Origin of the sequence: Deinococcus alpinitundrae (genome assembly GCF_009982895.1) — a bacterium.
In the GTDB taxonomy this organism is placed as follows: Bacteria; Deinococcota; Deinococci; order Deinococcales; family Deinococcaceae; genus Deinococcus; species Deinococcus alpinitundrae.
In genome coordinates this window covers 1-273 of record NZ_WXZL01000237.1, presented here as the reverse complement: position 1 = coordinate 273, position 273 = coordinate 1, and the positions used below count along the sequence as shown (strand labels likewise).

Annotated in this window: 1 protein-coding gene; it reads left to right on the top strand. The window is 30.4% G+C overall.

Going from position 1 to position 273, the window contains the following annotated elements; genetic code table 11:
• On the top strand, positions 1-187 hold a 187-nt coding region (locus GUI70_RS25660; RefSeq protein WP_368733649.1), incomplete at its 5' end, for a hypothetical protein.
• Between the last annotated feature and the right edge of the window lie 86 nt (positions 188-273).

Sequence of the window (273 nt, the reverse complement as noted above, 5' to 3'; positions counted from 1 at the left end):
AAACCATAAACAAATGAATGATTTATTTACGCACTTAAAGGAATTATTTTCCGAAGAATCATTTGCTGAAAACCAATCAGCGTTCAGTATTACAGTTTATACAAATTTAGATTATACTGCTGACCAAATCTATGCTCATGTAAAACGTTTCAGAGGGAAGCATGACTGGACACAAACAGCTAAATAAAATCAAGATGCTTGCAGTGATTTTAACAATTAATGTTAGATTGTCACTGCATTTTTTAATACATTCGTTATTATTCAGAATGATTC